Annotated in this window: 15 protein-coding genes; 4 read left to right on the top strand and 11 right to left on the bottom strand. The window is 74.2% G+C overall.

Going from position 1 to position 18,192, the window contains the following annotated elements:
• Positions 1-377 precede the first annotated feature (377 nt).
• Positions 378-524 (top strand): hypothetical protein, encoded by a 147-nt coding sequence (locus tag IF99_RS34110; RefSeq protein WP_158716641.1) that lies wholly within the window; start codon positions 378-380, stop codon positions 522-524.
• Between the two features lie 60 nt (positions 525-584).
• Here the strand turns inward: IF99_RS34110 and IF99_RS0122950 are convergent, their stop codons facing one another.
• From IF99_RS0122950 to IF99_RS0122980, 7 genes are all read right to left on the bottom strand, one after another.
• Positions 585-1,217, bottom strand: a complete 633-nt coding sequence (locus tag IF99_RS0122950) for a hypothetical protein (protein WP_030998788.1) — start codon at positions 1,215-1,217, stop codon at positions 585-587.
• Between the two features lie 117 nt (positions 1,218-1,334).
• Positions 1,335-2,795 (bottom strand): adenosylhomocysteinase, encoded by a 1,461-nt coding sequence (gene ahcY, locus IF99_RS0122955; protein ID WP_030998790.1) that lies wholly within the window; start codon positions 2,793-2,795, stop codon positions 1,335-1,337.
• A 333-nt stretch (positions 2,796-3,128) separates the two neighbouring features.
• On the bottom strand, positions 3,129-4,112 hold the full coding sequence (locus IF99_RS0122960; RefSeq protein WP_030998792.1) for a cation diffusion facilitator family transporter: 984 nt from the start codon (positions 4,110-4,112) through the stop codon (positions 3,129-3,131).
• A 198-nt stretch (positions 4,113-4,310) separates the two neighbouring features.
• Positions 4,311-5,474, bottom strand: coding sequence for a mannose-6-phosphate isomerase, class I (manA, locus tag IF99_RS0122965; protein ID WP_030998794.1), 1,164 nt, complete (start codon positions 5,472-5,474; stop codon positions 4,311-4,313).
• Positions 5,475-5,579: 105 nt separating this feature from the next.
• Entirely contained in the window at positions 5,580-6,695 is a 1,116-nt protein-coding gene (locus IF99_RS0122970; RefSeq protein ID WP_030998796.1) for an SIS domain-containing protein, read from the bottom strand.
• A 202-nt stretch (positions 6,696-6,897) separates the two neighbouring features.
• Positions 6,898-7,080 (bottom strand): Trm112 family protein, encoded by a 183-nt coding sequence (locus tag IF99_RS0122975; RefSeq protein WP_030998798.1) that lies wholly within the window; start codon positions 7,078-7,080, stop codon positions 6,898-6,900.
• Between the two features lie 108 nt (positions 7,081-7,188).
• Entirely contained in the window at positions 7,189-8,550 is a 1,362-nt protein-coding gene (locus tag IF99_RS0122980; protein ID WP_030998800.1) for a phosphomannomutase/phosphoglucomutase, read from the bottom strand.
• 447 nt (positions 8,551-8,997) lie between these two features.
• Between IF99_RS0122980 and IF99_RS0122985 the strand changes: the two genes are divergently transcribed.
• On the top strand, positions 8,998-9,531 hold the full coding sequence (locus IF99_RS0122985) for a hypothetical protein (RefSeq protein ID WP_030998802.1): 534 nt from the start codon (positions 8,998-9,000) through the stop codon (positions 9,529-9,531).
• A 10-nt stretch (positions 9,532-9,541) separates the two neighbouring features.
• Here the strand turns inward: IF99_RS0122985 and IF99_RS0122990 are convergent, their stop codons facing one another.
• Entirely contained in the window at positions 9,542-9,913 is a 372-nt protein-coding gene (locus IF99_RS0122990; RefSeq protein WP_030998805.1) for a DUF3499 domain-containing protein, read from the bottom strand.
• 651 nt (positions 9,914-10,564) lie between these two features.
• Between IF99_RS0122990 and IF99_RS0122995 the strand changes: the two genes are divergently transcribed.
• Positions 10,565-10,945, top strand: a complete 381-nt coding sequence (locus IF99_RS0122995) for a metallopeptidase family protein (protein ID WP_030998807.1) — start codon at positions 10,565-10,567, stop codon at positions 10,943-10,945.
• Between the two features lie 31 nt (positions 10,946-10,976).
• Here the strand turns inward: IF99_RS0122995 and IF99_RS0123000 are convergent, their stop codons facing one another.
• The 3 genes from IF99_RS0123000 to IF99_RS0123010 form a co-directional block, all read right to left on the bottom strand.
• Positions 10,977-12,482, bottom strand: a complete 1,506-nt coding sequence (locus IF99_RS0123000) for a DUF5719 family protein (RefSeq protein WP_030998809.1) — start codon at positions 12,480-12,482, stop codon at positions 10,977-10,979.
• Positions 12,479-16,294 (bottom strand): glycosyltransferase, encoded by a 3,816-nt coding sequence (locus IF99_RS0123005; protein WP_030998811.1) that lies wholly within the window; start codon positions 16,292-16,294, stop codon positions 12,479-12,481. Before IF99_RS0123005 ends, IF99_RS0123000 begins: the two co-directional genes overlap by 4 nt.
• A gap of 298 nt (positions 16,295-16,592) precedes the next feature.
• Positions 16,593-16,865, bottom strand: a complete 273-nt coding sequence (locus tag IF99_RS0123010) for a WhiB family transcriptional regulator (protein WP_007822987.1) — start codon at positions 16,863-16,865, stop codon at positions 16,593-16,595.
• An 818-nt stretch (positions 16,866-17,683) separates the two neighbouring features.
• On the opposite strand from IF99_RS0123010, the gene IF99_RS0123020 reads away from it, so the two are divergent.
• Positions 17,684-18,190, top strand: a complete 507-nt coding sequence (locus tag IF99_RS0123020) for a cysteine dioxygenase (RefSeq protein ID WP_030998813.1) — start codon at positions 17,684-17,686, stop codon at positions 18,188-18,190.
• Positions 18,191-18,192 lie beyond the last annotated feature (2 nt).

Below are 18,192 nucleotides of genomic sequence, written 5' to 3' on the forward strand. Positions count from 1 at the left end.
CGTGTTCCCGACTCTATCAGACTCTCTCGGGCCCGATTTCCTCGGCGCCTTTCCGGTTCCCGTTCCGGCCTTCCGGCCTTTCCGTTTCCCTTTCGGCGTCCCCGACTTTATCAGATCTTCGGCGGCCGATTTACCGGCTGTCCTTCGTTCCGCATTGTTCGGAGAGGGTGCCCACGCTGCTCCGCCGTTGGGCGGTTCTTTCGGGGCGTGGAGGACAGTAGCAGGTCGTCAGGGCGCGATGCACATCCGGTGGGTGCCCTTCGCATCTCTGTTCGCCGAGGCGGCGCGCACCTGCGACGTCAGCGGTTCATGACGGTGATGTCTTCCATGGCCGCGGCGCCCGCGCCCGGTGCTGTGACGAGCGTTTTCGTGGGGCGGTGGCCCCGCCCCGGACCGTGCGAGCCTCGGTCGGGGCGGGCTTCGCGGTGGGCACGGCGGGGGCGACGGGTGTCCTGGAGGAGCCGGTGACCGAACTGGCGGTCGTAAGGGGCGGCGCGCTGACGTTGCGGCCGCTCCCGGGCTGACGGCGGCCGGAGGACGAGGGGGTGGCCGTGCACCGGCCGTGCACCGGCCGTCCCCCCTCGTCACTCCCCGGGCTCCGGCGGGAACTCGTTCGGCGGCGACTCCAGGTCCTCCAGCTCGACCCCGGGGGCCGCCAGCACGACGTCCCCGGCGAGGTGCACCTCGTGCCGCTCCCCCGTCTCCAGGTCGCTGACCTGATACGAGTCCACGCGCAGGGGCCCGTTGTCAGTGGCGTGTGTTTGGGTGTCCGTCAGTTGCCAGGACTGGTCGGCCGTCCTGGTGGCGAGCACCGGTGCGCTGAAGGAGACCAGCCGGATACGGGTGGGGGGAGACGAGGGGGTGAGGCGGAGGAGTCTGGCGGTGGCGACATAGAAGGCGGGGGACGTACCGCCGAAGGCGTGGGCGCGCGCGTTGCCCTCGGTGGCGTGGTTCCCCTCCGGGTCCGACCTGACCCAGGTGAGCCCTTCGAGGGCGCCGCCGCGGACCTGCCAGCCGCCCGCGCGCAGTTCGAGTCGCAGGGGACGCCCGCGCGAGTCGAGCGTGAGGTCGACGGTGCCGGCGTCCGGCTCGCCCACGGGGGTGGTGAGCCGGGCGACGTACCGCCAGCCGGAGGGGCCGGGCGCGCACTGGAAGTGCTCCTCGGCCAGGAGGCCGCCGTCGTGCGGATCGTGGAGGGAGTAGCGGCCTCGGGGCATCGGGGGGTGTCCTGGGGTGGGTGCTCGGGGGTGCGGGGGAAGCGGGACGGCCCGGAAGCGGGGGCTTCCGGGCCGTCCTCAGCTGCTCCGACGAGCGTACTTCCGCACGAGCGGGGCTCAGTAGCGGTAGTGGTCCGACTTGTACGGGCCCTCGACCGGCACGCCGAGGTACTCGGCCTGCTCGGGGCGGAGCGTCGTGAGCTTCACGCCGAGCGCGGCGAGGTGGAGGCGGGCGACCTTCTCGTCGAGCGCCTTCGGCAGCACGTAGACGCCGACGGGGTACTCCTCCGGCTTCGTAAACAGCTCGATCTGCGCGATCGTCTGGTCGGCGAAGCTGTTGGACATGACGAAGGAGGGGTGACCGGTCGCGTTGCCGAGGTTGAGCAGGCGGCCCTCGGAGAGCACGATGATCTTCTTGCCGTCGGGGAAGGTCCAGGTGTGGACCTGCGGCTTGACCTCGTCCTTGACGATGCCGGGGATCTTCGCGAGCCCGGCCATGTCGATCTCGTTGTCGAAGTGGCCGATGTTCCCGACGATGGCCTGGTGCTTCATCTTGGCCATGTCGCTGGCCCTGATGATGTCCTTGTTGCCGGTCGTCGTGACGAAGATGTCGCCCTTGTCGATGACGTCGTCCAGCGTCGTCACCTGGTAGCCGTCCATCGCGGCCTGGAGGGCGCAGATGGGGTCGATCTCGGTGATGATGACGCGGGCGCCCTGGCCGCGCAGCGACTCGGCGCAGCCCTTGCCGACGTCGCCGTAGCCGCAGACGACGGCGGTCTTGCCGCCGATGAGGACGTCGGTGGCGCGGTTGATGCCGTCGATGAGGGAGTGGCGGCAGCCGTACTTGTTGTCGAACTTCGACTTGGTGACGGCGTCGTTCACGTTCATCGCCGGGAAGAGCAGGGAGCCGTCGCGCTGCATCTCGTAGAGGCGGTGCACGCCGGTCGTGGTCTCCTCGGTCACGCCGCGGATCTCCGAGGCGAGCTTGGTCCACTTCTGGGAGCCGGCGGAGATGGTGCGGGTGAGGAGTTCGAGGATGACGCGGTGCTCGTCGTTCTCGGCCTCGGTGGCGGGGTCGGGGACCTTGCCGTCCTTCTCGTAGGCGACGCCCTGGTGCACGAGGAGGGTGGCGTCACCGCCGTCGTCGAGGATCATGTTCGGGCCGCCGGTGGGGGCGTCGGGCCAGGTGAGCGCCTGTTCGGTGCACCACCAGTACTCCTCCAGGCTCTCGCCCTTCCAGGCGTAGACCGGGACGCCCTGCGGGTTGTCCGGGGTGCCGTGCGGGCCGACCGCGACGGCGGCGGCGGCGTGGTCCTGGGTGGAGAAGATGTTGCAGGAGGCCCAGCGGACCCGGGCGCCGAGGGCGGTGAGGGTCTCGATGAGGACGGCGGTCTGCACCGTCATGTGCAGGGAGCCGGTGATGCGGGCGCCCTTGAGCGGCTGCGTCTCGGCGTACTCGGCGCGCAGCGCCATGAGGCCGGGCATCTCGTGCTCGGCGAGGCTGATCTCCTTGCGGCCGAAGTCGGCGAGGGAGAGGTCGGCGACCTTGAAGTCCTGCGGAGTGGTGGCGGACGTCATGCTCTGCTGCTCCTCGGGTGGGGGCACGGTTACGGGTGTGCTGGCCGCGCGGTCGAGCGGGCACGGCGCGGCCCCGGCCGGTGCGGGGCACCGTGCTCGTACCCGTACGAGAGGTGTCCGACCGGACGCGGACACACGGGTCCCGTCCTTCGCGCGGCGCAGTCCGTCGGAGGCCCTCTCTCCCTCGGCCGGTCCCCTCGCGGAGGCCGCCCGACCGCCATCAGCAGCGACGTCTGGCTGCCCCCCAAGCTACCAGCCCCGCCCGGAAGAGACAGGGGGCCCGGGAGGGGACGGTGTCCCTCCCGGGCCCGGCGGCCGTCGGTGCCGTGACGGTCAGTGACCTTCGGCAGGGTGCGGTCCGGGGCCGCCCGGGGTCGCCTCCGGTTGCGGGCCCGCCGCGGCCTCCGCCTCGGTGTAGACGTCCGGCTCCAGGTAGATGACGCGGGCGATCGGGACGGCGGCGCGGACGCGGGACTCGGCCCCGTCGATGGCCTCGGTGATCTCCGTGCCGCTGGACGCGGCGGGCACCGCGATCTTCGCGGCGACGAGGAGTTCCTCGGGGCCGAGGTGGAGGGTGCGCATGTGGATGACGCGGGTGACCTGGGTGCCGTCCACGAGCGAGGCGGCGATGGTGTCCTCGGTCTCGGGGCCCGCGGACTCGCCGAGCAGCAGCGACTTGGTCTCGGCGGCGAGGACGAGCGCGATGCAGATGAGCAGGACACCGATGCACAGGGTGCCGACGCCGTCCCAGACACCATCGCCCGTCGCGAGCGAGAGGCCGACGCCGCCGAGGGCGAGGACGAGACCGATGAGGGCGCCGAAGTCCTCCAGGAGGACGACGGGCAGTTCGGGGGCCTTCGCGCGGCGGATGTACTCGACCCACGACATCGTGCCGCGCGTCGTGTTCGACTCCTTCACGGCCGTGCGGAAGGAGAGGCCCTCAGCGACGATCGCGAAGACGAGGACGCCGACCGGCCAGTACCAGTGCTCCAGTTCGTGCGGGTGCTTGATCTTCTCGTAGCCCTCGTACAGGGCGAACATGCCGCCGACCGAGAACAGGACGATGGAGACGAGGAAGGCGTAGAGGAAGCGCTCGCGGCCGTAGCCGAAGGGGTGTTGGGGGGTGGCGGCGCGCTCGGAGCGCTTCTTGCCGAGGAGGAGCAGCGCCTGGTTGCCGGAGTCGGCGACGGAGTGGACGCCCTCGGCGAGCATCGAGGAGGAACCGCTGAAGGCGAAGGCCACGAATTTCGACACGGCGATGGCGAGGTTGGCGGAGAGCGCCGCCACGATCGCCTTGGTGCCGCCTGACGCACTCATCTCTGCTCGTCTCCCCTGTGGGTCGTCTGGGTCGTCGGTGTCGGCCGGTGGTCCCGGGACGCGTCATTCTCCCGTACGGGTGACGGGTGCCCCGGCGCGGGAGGCGAAACCCCGCGCCGGGGCCGCGCCGAGGGTGCCGGAGGCCGCGTCAAGCGGCGCGTACCGGCCCTGGCCCCGGACTCCGTACCGGCCCGTGGCTCAGACCCGTACCCCCGCGCGGAACAGCGTGCCTTCGCCGCGCGCGGTGACGCGCTCGCCCGCCGGGACGAAGACCGCGTCCCCGGGGGCCAGCGTCTCCTCGCCCGCGGTGACCCGTCCGGCCGTGCAGAGCAGGACCTGGGGGCCGGGCGAGGTGAGGTCGGGGGTGGCGGCGTCGGGGACGAGGACGTAGCGCGAGAGGCGGAACTCGTCGATGGGGGTCGCGTAGACCTCCTCGCCGTCGGGGGCGGCCTCGGGGCGCTGGACACCGGGGTCGCTCGGGGCGAAGCGGACGATGCGCAGGAGTTCGGGGACATCGACGTGCTTGGGGGTCAGGCCGCAGCGCAGGACGTTGTCCGAGTTGGCCATGATCTCGACGCCGAGGCCGTGCAGGTAGGCGTGCGGGACCCCGGCGCCGAGGTAGAGGGCCTGGCCCGGCTGGAGCCGGACGACGTTGAGAAGCATCGCGGCGAGGACGCCGGGGTCGCCGGGGTAGTCGCGGGCGATGCGCGCGTACGGCTCGTACGGGCCGCCGAGGCGGGCGCAGGCGAGCGCGGTCTCCTCGACGGTCGCGGCCATGGCCCCCTTCTCGGCGGTGAGGACCGCGGTGAGGACCTCGCGCAGCGCGGCCTCCTCGGGGTGGGCGCGCAGCAGGTCGACGTACGGCTTGAGGCTGTCGACGTCGAGGCCCGCGAGGAGCGCCGCGGCGGCGGACGGCTCGCGGAAGCCGCACAGGCCGTCGAAGGGCGTGAGCGCGCAGATCAGTTCGGGCTTGTGGTTGGCGTCCTTGTAGTTGCGCTCAGGGGCGTCGACCGGCACCCCGCGCAGCTCCTCCTCGGCGAACCCGGCCTCGGCCTGCGCGCGGTCGGGGTGGACCTGGAGCGAGAGCGGCGATCCGGCGGCGAGGATCTTGAGGAGGAAGGGGAGGCGGGGCCCGAACTTCTCCACGGCGGGGGCGCCGAGTTCGCGTACGGGGTCGGCGTCCACGACGGCGGAGAGCGCTTCCTCGCCCTGCCCCCGGTCGAGGTGCGAGGGGGCGCCGGGATGGGCGCCGATCCACATCTCGGCCTGCGGTTCCCCGCTGGGCTCGACGCCGAGCAGTTCGGGAAGGGCGGTGAGCGAGCCCCAGGCGTAGGGGCGGATGGTGTTGCTGAGGCGGTCCATGGTTCCTTCAACGGGCGGACGGGCGGGGGTCGGCGGCCGGTGTCGAGCGTACGGGGGCGGGGTGGCGCGGGCGCCGTCCGCCCGCCAGGGTCCGGTGACCCCCGGTCAGGCGGGGCCCGCGAGGGACAGGTACGCCGCCGTGTACTCCGTGAGGGCGAGGAGTTCGGCCAGGACGTCGAGGTCCTGGCCCTCCGGGAGCGCCAGTTCGGTGAGCGGGACCCGGTGGGCGTGGGCGAGTTCGCGGACGGCGGGCGCCGCGGTGAGGCCGTCGGCGGTGCGGGTACGGAGCAGGACGACGCGGGGGCGCGGGCCCGAGGTGTCCTCGACGCGGTCGCGGAAGAAGTCGTCGAGGTCGTCGTCCCCGCTGTCCGTCTCGGCGGGGCGGCTGAGCAGCGCCGCGTGCGCGGTGAGGGCCTCGGGGAGGGCGGCGGTGAGCGCGGGGCGGCCCGCGCGGGCCGCGAGGAGCCGTACGAGGCGGCGCGCGACGGCGTCCGAGGCGGGGCCCTCGGTCCACAGGAGCGGCAGTGACTCGTCGAGTTCGACGGCGAGGGACTTGGCGGGGTTGGCGCCGGTCGGGGTGATGGGCCCGCAGCGTTCGGCGGTCGCGTCGAGGCGGTCGGCAAGGCGCTGGACCGTCTCCTCGTCGGCGTCGACGAGGCCCGTACGGTCCAGGAGGCCGAGCAGCGGGACGAGGAAGGGCCAGGGCGAGACGGGCTGTTGCCGCTCGGGCGGCGTCGCGAGCGGGAGCGGGAGGCCGCGCGAGCCGTCGACGATCTCGCCGAGCGCGCTGCGGCGCGGGAGGACCGCGACGACGGTGAGGCCGCGCCGGTACGCCTGCTCGGCGAGGAGGCGCAGGCCGGGTTCGGAGCCGTCGGGCGTGGCGATGAGGAGCAGGTCGACGGGCCCGGCCCAGCCTGGGAGCGCCCAGCGCAGGGCGCCGGGCGCGGCGGCGACGCCGGTGGGGGCGAGGCGGAGGACGGGGCAGCCGCCCGCGGCGAGCGCGCTCGTCACGTCGGCGGCCGTCTCGGCGGCCGGGCCCGAGGTCGCGAGCAGGATCGAGCGGGGCCGCCCCTCGGGCTTGAGCGAGGTGAGCCCGGCCTCGGCGGCGAGCCGCTGGGCGGTGCGGACCAGGGCCCCGGCCGAAGCGGCCGCGGGCAGCAGCCCGTCGGGGTCCGCGTGCGCGAGCGCGGCGGGGTCGTCGAGCAGGAGGTCGTCGAGCATGGCGGGGTCTCCGGGTCGCGGCCGGCCGAGGGGCCGGAGCGGGGGGAGCGGGCGGGCCGGGGTCGCGGGTCTCGCGCTCACCGGGGTCGGGCTCCCCGGGGCTCCGCCCGGACCCCGGTCCTCGCACGCCGGACGGGCTGAATACGGTGCGGCTGGGCTGGGTGCGGTGCGCTGGGCACGCGGGGCGGGAACGTCCCGTCGCTCACCCGGGCTTGCGGGCCTCGTCGACGAGGAGGACCGGGATGTTGTCGCGGACCGGGTAGATCAGGCCGCAGTCGCCGCCGGTGCAGACGAGTTCCTCGGCGTCCTCCGTCGTGCGCTCCTCCAGCGGGGAGTGGCAGGCGGGGCAGGCGAGGATCTCCAGAAGGCCGGATTCGAGGGGCACGGGGGGTCCTTTCGCGGGCGGTGGCGGGTACGGGGCCAGCCTAGCCCGCCCCTGGCCGGGGCGGACGGGGCGCGGCAGGCGGGTGCGGGGAGCGTCGCGGGCGGGGCGTCACGGGACCCGTACGAGCCCGAGCACCTCGTCCCGCACCTTCGTCATCGTCTCCGTGTCCCGGGCCTCCACGTTGAGCCGCAGCAGGGGCTCCGTGTTGGAGGGACGGAGGTTGAACCACCAGTCGGCGGCGGTGACGGTGAGGCCGTCGAGGGTGTCGATCGTGACGTCGGGGGACGCGAAGGCGAGCCGGACGCGGGCGGTCGCCGCGGCCTGGTCGCTCACCGTCGAGTTGACCTCGCCCGAGCCCGCGTACCTGTCGTACCGCGCGACGAGTTCCGAGAGCGGCCCCGGCTGCTCGCCGAGCGCGGCGAGGACGTGGAGGGCCGCGAGCATCCCCGTGTCGGCGTTCCAGAAGTCGCGGAAGTAGTAGTGCGCCGAGTGCTCTCCGCCGAAGATCGCGCCGCTGCGGGCCATCTCGGCCTTGATGAAGGAGTGCCCGACGCGGGTGCGCACCGGGGTGCCGCCGTGCTCGCGGACGACCTCGGGCACGGACCAGGAGGTGATCAGGTTGTGGATGATGGTGCCCTCGCCGCCGTTGCGCGCGAGTTCGCGGGTGGCGACGAGCGCGGTGATCGCGGAGGGCGGGACCGGTTCGCCGCGCTCGTCGACGACGAAGCAGCGGTCGGCGTCGCCGTCGAAGGCGAGGCCGAGGTCGGCGTGCTCGGCCCGGACCCGGTCCTGGAGGTCCACGATGTTCGCCGGGTCGAGCGGGTTGGCCTCGTGGTGGGGGAAGGAGCCGTCGAGCTCGAAGTACATCGGCACGACGTCGAGCGGCAGGCCCGCGAGGACGGTCGGCACGGTGTGGCCGCCCATGCCGTTGCCCGCGTCCACGACGACCTTGAGCGGGCGGATGCCGCCGAGGTCGACGAGGGTGCGCAGGTGGCGCGCGTAGTCGCCGAGCGTGTCGCGCGTGGAGAGGGTGCCGGTACGGGCGACGGGGGTGGGGGCGCCCTCCTCGGTCCAGCTCTCGACGAGCGCGCGGATGTCGGCGAGCCCTGTGTCCTGCCCGACGGGGGCCGCGCCCGCGCGGCACAGCTTGATGCCGTTGTACTGGGCCGGGTTGTGGGAGGCGGTGAACATCGCGCCGGGCAGGTGGAGCGCGCCCGAGGCGTAGTAGAGCTGATCGGTCGAGCAGAGGCCGATCGCGGTGACGGAGGCGCCGCGCCCGCGCGCGCCCGCGCCGAAGGCGGCGGCGAGCCCCGGCGACGAGGGCCGCATGTCGTGCCCGACGACGATCGCCTCGGCGCCCGTCACCTCGGCGAAGGCGGCGCCGAACAGCTCGGCGAGGTGTTCGTCCCACTGCTCGGGGACGGTCCCGCGAATGTCGTACGCCTTTACGATCTGCGACAGATCGGCCACAGCCTGCCTCCCGAGTGCCTGGCTCCCGATTGCTGACCCCGCGTCCACCGTCCGCCGGTCCCCGGCGGGTACGCGGTCGCTCCGGTACGCCCCACAACCTACCCGGCCGCGCCCCCACCCCACGGCCACGGACGGCCGCCCCCACCTCGTGGCCGCCGGGGGCCGCCCCCGGCCCGCCGCAACCTTTCGCGGGCGGCGCGGGTCTCGGAAGCGGTGCGGCCGCGCTCACGGGCCGTCACCCGACAGAGGGAGGCAGGGGAATGACCGCGACGGCTTCCCGCCGCCGGGGCGAGGCCGGGGTCCGTCCCCGTGGCGACGCCGGGTGTGCCGCGCGGCGCGTCCAGGTCGCGCGCGCGTGGCCTGTCCCCGTCGTGATGCCGACGACGCGGGCCCCGCGCGTAGACCGCCCGCGAGGACCGTGTCCGTTCCTTTCAGAAAGGCTGAGCCGTGCTCGCACTGCTGCTCCTGCTGCTCGTGCCCCTCGCCGCGCTCGCGCTGTGCGGGGTGGTGATCGCCGTCCTGGTCGGGGCGCTCTCGCTCGCGCTGCCGGGGGGACGGCCGCGCGAGCCGGGCGCGCGGGCGAGGTGGGGGGCCTGTCTGCTCGCGGTCCTGGCGGCCTCCGTGTACGTGCTCGGGGCGGGGCTCGTGCTGTTCGACGTGAACGAGAGTTCCCACGGGGCCGCTTCCTCGCCCGCCCCGGCCTGCCGTGACGCCGGGCCGGCGACGGTCGCGGGTCTGCGGGACTCCCGCGCCTCCTACCTGCCGCTCGGCTTCACCTGTGTCCGCGAGGACGGCTCGACGTACGCGGGCGAGCCGGTCCTGCGCTGGTGCAACAGCATCGGGCTCGGGGGCACGGCGGGGGCGGTGCTCCTCGGCGGGGTGGCTCTCGGCGCCTCCCGGAGGCGTCCGCCGCGGGACGGTGCTCCGCACCAGGGCGCGGCGCCCCACGGGGAGCGGCCCGGGGCTCCGGGTCCCCGGTAGGCGTGAGGGCTCAGTTCTCCGGGGAGCGGAGGATGCGGAGGTGGCCCCTGCGGGCTACCTCCATGGGGTCCGCCGCGCGGGGGGCCTCGCGTTCGGCGGGGCGCTCCTGGGGGCGGGCGGCCTCGCGGACCGCGTTGGCGAGCGCTTCGAGGTCGTCGCCGGAGGGGCGCGGGGGCGCGGAGGCGTCGGCGAGGCGGACGACCTCCCAGCCGCGCGGCGCGGTGAGCCGTTCCGAGTGCTCGGCGCACAGGTCGTAGCAGTGCGGTTCGGCGTACGTGGCGAGGGGCCCGAGGACGGCCGTCGAGTCGGCGTAGACGTACGTCAGCGTGGCGACGGCAGGGCTGCCGCACGCGGTGCGAGAACAACGACGTACAGGGCTCACGGTCCTGGACCGTACCGCACTCTTGAACGGGCCGCGACGACGCCCACCAGCCGGTACGCGCCGTGTCGTGGCCGGAAACCGCCGCCGCGGCCCAAGCCGGGCAGAGAGCCGGAAACCCCCTTCAGACCCCCGCTCGCACCCGTTTGACACCGCTCGGGGGCAGACCGGTCGTCGTATGTCATCCGAAGTCGGTACGGATCGGACACGGCTCGGACAACAGGAGACCGCAGGGCGGTGACGCGGTCCGGGGAGCCCCGGAGGCACGGGGCACTGAAAGACCGTCATCCCGGTGTCCGGAAACCATCTCCGAATACGCCTGTCGCATACGTGTGCCGCATGTGTGGGCGCGGTCGCCTGCCGTCGCGGGGCGGATGCCGGACCCGTGGGCACGGGCGGAGGTGCCCGGACGGTCCGGGGCGCGGGCGGCGCCCGGTCGCGGCGACGGTCTCCGCAGGACGTCTCCGGCGACCGTCCGTACCCGGTGCCTCCGTCCTCCGTACGCTTCCCGCCGCGTCACCGCCCCCGCACGGAGCGTGCCGCCGCATCCCCACGGCGGGCCCCGGGGACTACCCTTCTCAGGTGATGGACAGCTCTTTCCCGCCCTCGCCCGCCCCTCGGGGCCCGCGCCGCCGTGATCGCCACGGGCGGGGCATGCGCGGTCCCGTCGCGCCGCCCCAGGTGCCGATCTCGGCGAGCAGGGCGGAGAGCTTCGCCGACCTCGTGCAGGACTCGGTGGACCGCCTCGAACGGCGCTGGCCCCAGCTCGCCGATGTCGATTTCATGGTCCTGGACGTGCCCGGCGAGGGCGCGCCGCCCGAGACGTGGCAGGACGAGTCCGTCCCCCTCGGCACCGCGGTGAGCGCGAAGGAGGGCCGTCCTCCGGTCGTCGTCGTCTACCGCCGCCCGGTCGAGATCCGCAGCAAGGGCCGCGAGGAACGCGCCCTGCTCGTCCACGAGGTCGTCGTCGAGCAGGTCGCCGAGCTCCTCGGCCTCACCCCGGAATCGGTGGACCCGAGGTACGGGGAGGAGTGAGAGGCCCGCGCGAGCGCCTCCCCGCGCCTTCTCAGTCCTCGGTCACCCGCAGGTCCTCCACCGTCCGCGGAACGCGCACGGTGCCCTTGTCGTCCTCCAGGGGCTGGATGGTGAAGAGTGACGTGCCCGAGTCGTCCTTGGCGGTCAGCTGACGGCTGGCGTGAACGGGGCCGCTGCCCTTCTGCGGGACGACGGTCAGGGACCACTCGCCCTTCGTGCCCTCGCCCGGCTCGATGTCGAGCGCCTGCGAGGTGCCCTTGGGCACGCTGTACGTCTTGGTGGCCGGGGCGCCGCCCTTCGTGCCCGCCGAGGTCGTGACCTCGACCTTCGCCGCCGATTCGGGTGCCGCGAGGGTCAGGCGCACGCTCTTGCCGGTGTTGCCCGTGACCGAGGCCCGTTCGCCGACCGGGGTGGTCGCGGGGAGGAACGCCGTCTCCTGGTGCGCGCCCTTGCCGCGGACGACTTCGAGCGCGGCGACGACCGGGGTCGGGGCCTTGGGGTCCTCGGGGCTCAGCACGAGGCTGCCCGGTTCGCCGCGCGTGATGTCGTCGAGGTCGAGCGAGCCGGTCATCCCGGACTTGACGAGGAGGTTCTCGTGTCCGGCCGGGACGATGGTGCTGCCCTTCCGCGCGAACTGCACCTTGAGGTTCGCGTCGTCGGAGCCGGGGGCGAAGGCGACGAGGCGGATCTTCGTGGCGTCGCCCGGGATACCGGGGAGCACGAGCCGCGGGGCCGGGTCGGCGGCGGGCACGAGCCAGTCGCCGCCCGCGCCCTCCGTGCTCGCGTCCGCGGCGGCGAAGATCCGGCCCGTGGTCGCGGTGACGTGGGCGGTGAGGTCGCGCTCGGGCGAGCCGCTGAGCGTCGAGAGCAGGACGGGCACGGTCGAGAGCGGCGGGATCTGGATGCCCTCGCCGACCTCGGACTTCAGCTCGCCCTTCGGCCCGTACAGCGCGATGTCCACGACGGCCGCGGTGTCGTCCGGGTTGGTCAGGTGCACGTAGTCGGAGCGGTCCTTCGCCGTGCTCACGCCCGGCAGCCAGAAGTCCGTGTCGGGCGCGCCGCAGGAGATCCCGCGCAGGGCGCGGTCGGCGCCCGCGTCGATCAGGGTCGTCTGCTGCACGGTCCATCCCGGGGCGAGCGGGCCGCTCGCCTCGCCGAGGAGCGAGGGCGTCTTCGACGAGTCGGGCTCCTCGCTCACGGGGGTGCCCTGCTTCTCCGCCGTGAGCAGCGGCTTGCCCGCCTTCGGCGCCTGCTCCGCGTTCTTGCCGTCGCGCACCTCGGTGGGCGAGGGCCGCAGGGTGGCCTCGCCGCTGCCGCTCGTGCCGGGCGTCGTGGGCGAGAAGGAGGTGTACGTCGTCTCGGCGAGCGCGGAGTCCCCCGGCGCGGGGCACAGCAGGCTGGAGCGCTGGACGGGCTGCGCGGCGGCCCGCGCGGGCGCTTCCGCGGGACCGGGGCCGGGGGCGGTCGCGGCGGCGACGCCGGTGAGGACGGCGAGCGCGGCGACGGCGCCGAGCAGGGACATCGTGCTGCGGTTCACTGGTCGCTCCCGTGCTCGCGCCCGTCACGGCCCCGCTGCTGACCGTAGGGGCCGGTCTCGTCCTCGTAAGGCTGTCGCTGGTACGCGGGGTCGGGCGGGTACGGGCCGTCGTGGCCGCCGCCCTGCCCGTAGCCGTCACCGCTCCCCGCGGGCGGGTACCCGTAGCCCTGGTCCTGATAGGGCGGCAGTTGCCCGGTGCCGGGGCCGTTCGGGTCGTACGGGGGGACCTGCCCGGTGTCCGGGCCGTTGGGCTCGTACGGCGGGAACTGCCCGGTGTCCGGGCCGTTCGGGTCGTACGGCGGGAACTGCCCCGTGTCCGGGTCGTACGGGGGCGCGCTCGCGGTCTCGTAGCCGCCGTACCCGGTCCCGTTCGCGTAGTGCTCGTAGCCGCCGCCCGCGCCGTACCCGTACGGGTCGTACTCGGCCGTGGCGGCGTAGGCGGGGACGGCCTCCGGGTCGGGGGCGTTCCCGGCGCCCGGCTCCTCCTGGCCTTCGCTCTTCGCCGCCGCGCGCAGGCGGCGGGCGCGGCGGCCCTCGCCGTCGACGGCTTGCGCGGGGATCGCGAGTTCCTCCTCCGGCAGGTCGTCGTCGATGTCGCGGCGGCGGCCCGGGAGGGCGAGGACGACGAGGACGAGACCGAGCAGGCCCTGCGCCCCGACCCACAGGGTGCGCGTGAAGGGCTGGTCGTACGTGACGTCGAGGTGGCCGCCACTCGCGGGGAGCGTGAAGCCCTGCGCCCAGCCGTCCACCGTCGTGCGGCTGAGCGGCTTGCCGTCCAGGCTCGCGGTCCAGCCCGGATCGGCGCTGTCGGCGAGGCGCAGGACGCGGCCCTCGGCCCCGGCGGGGACGCGGGTGTGGACCTCGACGGGTCCGGCGGCGACGGGCTTCGGCGGGTGCTGCTTGTCGGTGAGCGTGACGCGGGCGACCTCACGGTCGACACGCCAGAGCGCGATCCCGTCCTGCCTGCTGACGCGCATGAGCCCCGGCGTCGCGTCGAGCACGCGGCCCATCGCGCTGGACGAGCGGCCCTCGCGGAGCAGGAGGTAGCGGATCGCGTACGAGCCGAGATCCCCGGCCTGGTCGGCGCCCGAGCCCGCGACGAGGCGGCCCACGGTCTCGCCGAGCCGGGCGTTGGCGCCCGCGGCGGTGAACTGCTCGGCGTCGCCGAGGTGGTTGCCCGCGCCGCGGATGAGGAAGTAGCGGACCTCGGAGGCGCTGTCGCCGTCGAGGACGAGGGTGCGCACGCGGTCCTGGGTGCCGCTGTCGGCGGCGACGAAGGCGGGTACCTGGGCCGGCGAGCGGCGCTCCAGGGGGCCGTCGGCGCCCGAGGCCATCCACCCGACGGCGGCGACGAGGGGGCCGAGCGCGGCGGCGAGGCCGACGAGCGCGGCGAGCGGCTGGCGCCAGCCGAAGCTCTGCTCGGCGACGCGGAAGCGGGCGCCCTGCGCGCCGACGAGCGCCGCGCCGAGCAGCGCCGCGCCCTGCACGAGGGTCGCGGGACCCGCCCAGCCGTCACGGTTGGTGAGCACGGCGAGGGCGAAGCCGAGGAGGGCGACGGTCCACGCGGTGAGCACGGCGGTGCGGCGCTCGCCGCGCAGCAGGGCGCCGAGCGCGGCGAGGACGATGCCGATGAGCAGCAGCCCGGTCATCGTGCCGGGGCCGCCTGGACTCATACCGAGCAGGTCCGTGGCGCTCGCCGTGCCCACGCGGTCGTCGAGCCCGGCCTCGCCGAGCAGCCCGTCCGAGAAAAGCGTGAACGACCAGGGGGCGAGGAGCAGCAGCGGCGTGAGGAGCACCGCGAGGAGCCGGGGCCCGTAGGCGGGCAGTTCGCTGCGGCGCACGGCGAGCACGAGGGCGCCGAGGACGAGCGCGAAGAGCCACACGACGGGCGTGAACGCCATGGTGAGCGTGAGGAGCAGCGCGAGTGTCCAGGTGGCCCGCCAAGTACCGCGCCTGCCCAGGAAGCCGCCCGCGGAGAGCGCGGCGCGGGCCATGAGGGGCAGGAGCACGGCGAGGAGCGCGGTCCCGATGCGGCCGTCGGCGAGCGCGCCGGTCGTGGCGGGCAGGAAGGCGTACGCGATCGCGGCCCAGGCGCGCAGCAGGCGCGACTCGACGAGCGGCCGGGTCGCGAAGTACGCGGTGACGCCCGCGAGCGGCACGGAGCACACGAGGAGCACCGTCATCGCGGCGGACGTGGAGCCGAGGAAGAGCGTCGCGAGGGTCGCCACGAGCGCGAGGTAGGGCGGCGCGGGCTCGGTCGAGCCCGTACCGACCGTGTGCCAGGCGTCGATGTAGGAGGACCACAGCGCGCCCGCGCCTTCGGGCGCGGGCAGCAGGGCGCCGCCCATGAGCGAGCCCGCGCCGAGCAGGCTGCGGCAGGCGATGAGCGAGAAGAGGAGGAGGACGGCGAAGAGCACCGGGCCCGGCTTGCGGCTGAGCCGCTTGATCCGGGCGAACTGCTCGACCTCCATGTAGTCCGCGTCGTCCCCGCCGGGGCCCGACTCGACGACGCCGTGCCGCCCGCCGCTGCTCTCCTCCTGTGCGGTGCGTCCGGCGAGGGAGCCCGCGACCTGTTCGACGGTGAGGCGCAGGGTCGCGCCGGGTGGCGGGAAGAGCGGGCGCAGTTCGGCGGGCTCGACGGCGGACCGGCCGCGCGCGCGGCGGGCCTCCAGGAGCCGGCCCGGACGCAGCAGGACGGAGAGCAGGCCGGTGATCTCGTCGACCGCCTGTCCCGGGGTCTTGCCGACGAGGTAGGCGAGGGTGCGCAGGACGGTGCCGAGGAGGATGCGGAAGGCGGTCCAGGGCAGCGCGGCGGTACGGGTGTTGACGAGGAGGGTGCGGACCGCCCCCGCCTTGTCGACGCGGTGCGGGCTGGTCGCCGTGCGGCCGACGCAGTCGACGGTACGGCGCTCGCGCGAGGCGGCCTCGGCGTGCCGGACGACGGCGGCGGGGGCGACCAGGACGCGGTGCCCGGCGGCGTTGGCGCGCCAGCACAGGTCGACGTCGTCGCGCATGAGGGGCAGGCCGCGGTCGAAGCCGCGCAGTTCCTGGTAGACGTCGCGGCGGATGAGCATCCCGGCGGTGGACACGGAGAGGACGGGGCGGACCGAGTCGTGCTGGCCCTGGTCCTGTTCGCGGCGGTCGATCCCGGTCCAGCGGCGACCGCTGGGCGCGATCGAGACGCCGACCTCCAGGAGCTGGCGGCGGTCGTACCAGCTGCGCAGCTTGGGCCCGACGATCGCGACGTCGTTGCCCAGCTCCGCCTCGTTCTCGACCACGCGCAGGAGTTCGAGGAGCGCGGTGGGCGCGGGGTCGCAGTCGTCGTGCAGGAGCCACAGCCACTGCACGGGCTCGCCGTGGGGCAGCTCGGGCAGGTCGTAGGTGTCGTCGCGCCACGTACGGCTGACGGGGTCCCAGCCGCTGGGGCGCTTGAGGTACGGAAGTTCCTCGGGACCGAGCGGGGCGGCGATGCGGCTCGCCTCGCCGACGGCCGCGCCGAAGCCGGAGCGGCGGGCGAGGTGGAGCACGCAGGGGGCGCCGAGCGTCTCGCCGAGCAGGCGCGCGGAGTCGTCGGCGCTGCCGGTGTCGGCGGCGACCGCGTTCTGCACGGGGCGTTCCTGGGCCGCGAGCCCGGCGAGGGCGTCGGGCAGCCAGCGGGCGCCGTCGTGGGCGACGAGCACCGCGGTGACGACATGGCGCGGGAACTCGGGTGGACGGCTCGGATCGACCGCGGCCCAGCGCGCGGGCGCTGCGGGGCTGTCCCCGTAGCCGGGGTGGGCGGCGAAGTCTGCCGGGTGATTGTGCGCGGACATCGAGGTACGGGCCCCGGTTCGGTGGACTGCGGTGGACCCCTCGCCACTCCGTGGGGAAGTGGAGGTGTCTCGGACGGGGCCCCACACTAGCCGTTACGGGGGTGACGCCTTGGCCGCCTGTCCACAGGCGGGAGGCGATGAACCGTTCGTCATATCGGCTCATGTACGGCGCTGTCGGGGCGAATCCCCGGACGGTCCCGCCTGCCGCTCCCGCACTCCTGACACCGGGCCCGCGCGTTCCCGGACATGCGGAACGGGCCCGCTCGCGCGAGCCCGTGCGTTCGCAAGTGCGGTCCGTTCAGACCGCGGCCTTCTTCAGCCGGCGCCGCTCCCGCTCCGACAGCCCGCCCCAGATCCCGAAGCGCTCGTCGTTGGCGAGGGCGTACTCCAGGCACTCCGAGCGGACCTCGCAGGCGAGGCAGACCTTCTTCGCCTCTCTCGTGGAGCCGCCCTTCTCGGGGAAGAAGGATTCGGGATCGGTCTGGGCGCACAGCGCGCGCTCCTGCCAGCCCAGTTCCTCCTCGGCGTCCAACGCGTCGCCGACCAGCAGTTCCTGAAACAGCTCGGTCATCTGCGCCCCTCGTCTGTCTTTACATCCCCGTGATGCCGCCGTTACTGACGGCGACCAAACGACACGAGTGAAATTACAAGTGTGCTGATCCGAGGCAGTCAAGCCGGGATCTGCTATTGGGCCCCTTATTCACTCTGCGGAACCAAGGAGGTGCGGAAAGTGTTCAAATCGGCCTAAATCGCGCCACGCTTCCTGCACCCCTTCCGCACGGACACCGCGACGTCCGCCCACACCTGAGAAGACGTCACCGCATCCGCGCCCGTTCCGCGGAGGGCCCGGACTGCGAGCCTGATCACAGAGAGGTCACGAACAGGCAACGGCGCCTCGCGGAGGGACTGCTGCCCCATGTGTCCCGAGAACGCGGTGCACAAACCTTTCAGCGCCCCGGTCAACCCGATGAGGTGAATCACCCGGCGGCCCCCCGGGCTCGGTTGACATCTCAGGTGTGAACCGCTTGCCTTGTGGGCATGTTCGCGCCTTACGCCTCCGCCCGGATGATCCGCTCCCGCAGCGCATCCGCGTGCGCGTGTCCGCGTACGGCGCCCGGCGTGCTGTGTACCGCCGGCTGTACGGCCTGAGCCCCCTCCCCGTACCGCGCCCTCCGCGTCGCGCGCCCCGGGTCGTGCCACTCCCCGGGCCCGCGTCCGGCGCCTGAGCCCCGCCACAAGCAGTCGGGCTCCCCTCCCCGTTCTTCACCGCCTTGGCCGTGCCCCCGACACGCCCCGCCTCCGGGCCCATCCCGCCCCCGGACCAGGGCACCGCGCGGCACGCCCCGTTCGAGGCCCACCGGCCCGTACCCCGAGGACGACCACCTCCCCATGAACGACGACAGCGACCTCCAGATCGCCGGCGACCTCCTGGAGGTCCCGCACCTGCTCCAGCCCCCGCGCCCCCACCCGGCCACCGTCGCCGAGTTCGCCGGGCTCGCCCGCACCCTCGCCGCCGCGCACGCCGAGTGGCGCCCCCTCGTCCGCTTCGACGCCACGGCCCGCTGGTACCACCGGCTGCGCACCGGGCCCGGCTACGAGGTGTGGCTCCTGTCCTGGCTGCCCGGACAGGGCAGCGGACTCCACGACCACGGCCCGTCCAGCGGCGTACTGACCGTCCTCGACGGGGAGTTGACCGAACGTACGCCGCGCGCGGAACGCCGCCTCGTCCCCGGCGCGCAGCGCGTCTTCGCCCCCGGGTACGTGCACGAGGTCGTCAACGACGCGCTCGAACCCGCCGTGAGCCTGCACGTCTACTACCCGGGCCTGACCGAGATGCCGATGCACGCGAGGGACGAGGGCCGGTACGCCGCCCACTGCGCCACCGCCCACGCCTGAGG

This window comes from Streptomyces sp. NRRL F-5630 (genome assembly GCF_000719475.1).
Classification (GTDB): Bacteria; Actinomycetota; Actinomycetes; order Streptomycetales; family Streptomycetaceae; genus Streptomyces.